General features: G+C 62.7%; 1 protein-coding gene and 1 pseudogene. Both read left to right on the forward strand.

Annotation, left to right across the window (positions count from 1 at the left end):
• A pseudogene (locus RMN95_RS15740) lies at positions 1 to 531 on the forward strand (ABC transporter permease); the annotation flags it as partial.
• A 368-nt stretch (positions 532 to 899) separates the two neighbouring features.
• On the forward strand, positions 900 to 4378 hold a 3479-nt coding region (locus RMN95_RS15745), incomplete at its 3' end, for a PA14 domain-containing protein (RefSeq protein WP_309617853.1).

Genomic DNA, 4378 nt, shown 5'->3' on the forward strand with positions numbered 1-4378 from the left:
GTGGTGTTGAGCTACCTCGCCGTCGCAGCTCTGAGCATCGGCACCCTCATCGCATTCGCCCTGGGCGGCATCGCGGTGCGTTCGGAGGTAACGAGCGTCACGAGTTACGGTGTCGAGTTCGACAGTTCCGGCAAGGCCACCACCTGCTCACCGCCGGAAACCCAGTCATATCCCACTCCTCGACTTGACCTGTTCTGGGGTGTGCTCGCGGCCAATCCTTACGTGCTGCTGGCCGACGCGGTGCCGACGACGTATAGCGTCGAGGGATACCCGACCGACCTATTCGGTCAGATCAAGTACGGGATACGGGCGGCACAGATCCCCCCGGAGACGGACATCCGGTACGACGAGTGCGCCGGCATGCCGTTCGTGGATCCGCCCACGCCTCGCGAGGTCATCGACTCAACCACCCCGGGCTGGTTCGTCGGGCTCATCATCCACATCCTGCTGGCCGCGGGGGCCCTCGTCGGCGCCTGGGCGCGCACCAGGACCCCGGCCGCCAGGCTCAGCCGCGGCAGCCGGATCGCCTGAGCGACCGTAGATTATTGTAACTGCGAACAGTCCGCGCGGCCCACCCTTATCGAAAGTGAGATCACACCGCCTAAACGGACACGTCTTACCTTGGGACTGACAATTCTTAGACTCCCGGAAGCCGTGGATCATGTCGGAACTCGGACAGATTCATTGGGGCACAGTTTCAGCTCACACTCGTGATTTCGGGTTACAAAGTCATCCGAAACCACCCCTGATGGAGGGTCGGATAACCTGTCTGTCGGTTGTATGTACCCTGGCAGTACGCTGGAAGTGGCCACTACGGTGATCGCACTTGTCTGCTGCGGCAGCAGGGGCGGCGATCATGGCGATCCGCCGGTTGCACCCGAGCATTCTGGGGTACCGCTATGCACCGTTCGACCTTGTTTCGCGCAACGCTGTCGATCGCGCTGAGCGCCATCCTGATCGGGACCCTAGTGACGCCGGTCACCGCCTCCGAGACGCAGCCCGCACCCGCCACAGTGCCGCCGCTGACGTCTCCACCGATTGTGATCCCGCCGTCGACGGTGCCCGCCGGGGACTTCACGAACATCGAAGCGCCTGTGTCGGGATCGGTTTCGAAGCGTATCGGCGGAACGCGCCCAACGCCCGCTGCAATCCTGCCCGCCCCGAAGGTCTCTGCCCAAGCCGCGTTTGACGAGACGACAGCGGCGATCACAAAGATGAGCGAGTACACCACCGTCTACGCCAACCCGGATGGAACTCGCACGACCAAGATCGGCAATGAGCCGCTCAACGCAAAAAACGACGCGGGCACCTGGGTGCCGGTGGAGACCACGCTAACCCAGGATGCGGTGTCCAACTGGACTACGGACGCCCACCCCCTCGATCCTACTTTTGCGAAGTCTGCGGATGCCGCCGGAGCATTCTCGATCTCACGTGACGGCTATGACATTCGATTCACCCTTGAGGGCGCTGCCCCGAGCCCTGTCTCCCGTAATGCCCACCCCCGGCAGCAGACATTCGGCGACAAACTCCAGTACGACGAAGTCTTCCCGAATATCGACGTGAAATATCAGGTGAACCGCGTGGGGGTCAAGGAAGCACTCGTGCTCAGCAAGCCCCCATCCTTGAAGGACTCCACCTGGATTTGGCACGTCGACGCTAATGCTCTCACCCTCGCGATCGACGAGTTCGGTGTGATTAACTTCACCGATCGCTACGGAATCGTGAAATTCCACATCCCGGCGCCCGTGATGTGGGATTCGTCCGGAGTGCCCGGCAAGTCCGAGGCCCCGATGATCAACGTTGGCACGCGGGTGGTCCGCGACGGTGCTGGCTGGAAGATCACCCTCTCAGCCAACAACAGATGGCTCACTGATCCAGCCCGTGTCTATCCGGTGACCGTCGATCCGACCATCGGGGCTGGCCCGGCATCCATCAACGCATACAAGTCCGATGGCGCCTATCGCAATGACAGCATCCTTGTCGGTGACTCGCAGAGCGCTGGCGCGACCCCGTGGCGCTCGGTGGTTCGTTACGACTACCCGGGGACTGCGGGCCAACAGGTGACCAACGCCTCTATGCACATCGCATACGCAGGCGACGGTTACACCGGGTGGGCGGCTGGGAATGTCTACACGGCCAACTGCTTTGGCTTCGCCTGCAATGGTGACTATCTGAACAGTTACAGCATCGCGACGGGCGATACCTGGCCTAATACGCCGCAATTGGTGGCTCGGTTCGCCTCTCTCGTTGCTCAGGGACAGTATTCCTGGCATGTATTGATCACCGGCACGGAGGGCGGCGGTTACACCTACAAGAGCATCTACGCGGATCTTTTCATAATCACCAAAGATTTCCCCGCAGTGACCTCCGTCGACTCACCGTCCCCAGCGGATGGCGCAGTGAAGTCCACGATGATGCCCTCGTTCAAGGTCACCGGCAGCGACCCCGCAGCGACCGGGCTCGCCTACCAGTACAAGGTCGGCACGACTCCGAACGTCGCCGCGAGCATAATCTACACATCGCCCTGGTCGACGACTGCGCAGCAGCAGGTACCGCAAAATGCGCTCCAACCCGGGGTCAAGTACTACTGGCAGGGCTTCGTCAAAGACGGTTACGACGGTTACCTGGGAACGTCGACCGTGCGCGGCGGGCCGATTCGTTCCTTCACCACCAACGTGCCCGCTCCGGCCGCGAGTCAAGCGGCGACCACGCCCACGGATGGCCAAACCATCACGACACTCACACCCACCATGCAGACAGCTCCGGCGGTGGATGTCGAGGGCGACCCGGTGCGATACCAGTTCCGCGTCGCATCCGGTGCGGATGCCAAGTCCGGTGTACTGGTCAGTTCCGGATGGCTCAGTACGCCCACTTGGACGGTTCCGGCCGGCACCCTGCAAGACGGCGGAACCTACGCATTCGTCGCACTGACCAGCGACGGGATCGACGCCAACATCGACCCGCCATGGAACAACAAGCTGAAGGTGAATCTGCGACTTGGAACGTCCGGCCCGTCGCCGTTCGATACATCCGGCCCCGTCACGGTGAACCTCGCCAACGGCAACGCGTCACTCAACTTCACCTCGCCTACCGTGAATTCCGTCGGCGGCGCGATGGGTCTCTCGTTCGCCTACAACTCGCAGCAATCGCCCGATCTGCTGCGCGGTCTCACCGGCTCGTACTTCGACGCCCTCACGCCCGGCCAGGCCTCAACAACCGCGTTCGACTTCACCGGCAAGACGCCCCTGATGGTGCGGACCGACCCGGCCGTCTCGTTTCAGTGGGCCCTGGGATCCCCGGGTCCGGCAATCAAGAGCGACTACTTCCTGGCGCGATGGACCGGTTTCATCACCGTCCCAACGGCTGGCAATTACACGTTCGGCACCCAAAGCGCAGACGGTTTGCGCACCTCCATCGCCGGCACCTCCGTGCTGGATTCGTGGTCGGATGTCGGCGGCACGAAGGTATGGGGAACCGTCCGGGCGATGACTCCGTCGCCGACCGCATTCCAGACCGAGTACTACGAGGATTCCTCCACCGCTGCCGCCGAGCTGTGGGTGCGCCTGCCCAACGGAACTGAGAAGATCGTGCCGCCGGACTGGTTCTCGACTAGGGTGCAGACCCTGCCCAACGGCTGGGCGGCATCCACCCCCATCGCCGGCAGCGGCGGGTTCTACGTCTCCGCCCGCGTTAGCGAGTCGTCGGTCGTGTTGACGGATGCCACCGGTTCGGTACATACGTATACGAAGAGGGGCACCGGTGGATACACCGCACCGGTCGGCGAATTCGACGTGCTGTCGCTGGATGCCACCGGAAACGTCGTGCTCACCACCGACGACGGCACCGTGTACGCGTTCACCGCGCAGGGCACAGTCGCGAGCGTGACGAGCCCGGCCGATGCGCTCAAGCCGGCCAGCCCGATCGTGAGCTTCCGGCCGGGAACCGGCCAGGCGGACAAGATCTCGGATCCCTTGTCCGTGAACCCCGGAACGAATCCGCTCACCTACGGCAGGGAAGTCAGGTTTGCTTACTTTGGTGACACTGCTGCGTCAGTGGGCCTGGGGTTCGGGGATTCAGACATGTCGGGCACGGCCTGCCCGCAGCATTCGTCGTGGTCGGCGCCCGCGGGAATGCTCTGCCGGATTATCTACCCGAACCACGCAATTGGACAACCGGACACCACGCAGCTGTTCTATTCGGGTGACAGGCTTGCAAGAATCGTCGACCCGGGAAACGAGATTACCGATCTTGCCTACGGCACTGACGGTCGCCTGACCGAAGTGCGTGACTCGCGGACGGTCGACTGGCTGTCCGTAAATACCGAAGAGGTCTCGCCGAGTCAGTTGCAACAAACGTCAATCGCCTATGACAGCACGGG

The sequence above is a fragment of the Salinibacterium sp. genome (genome assembly GCF_031364185.1).
Classification (GTDB): domain Bacteria; phylum Actinomycetota; class Actinomycetes; order Actinomycetales; family Microbacteriaceae; genus Rhodoglobus.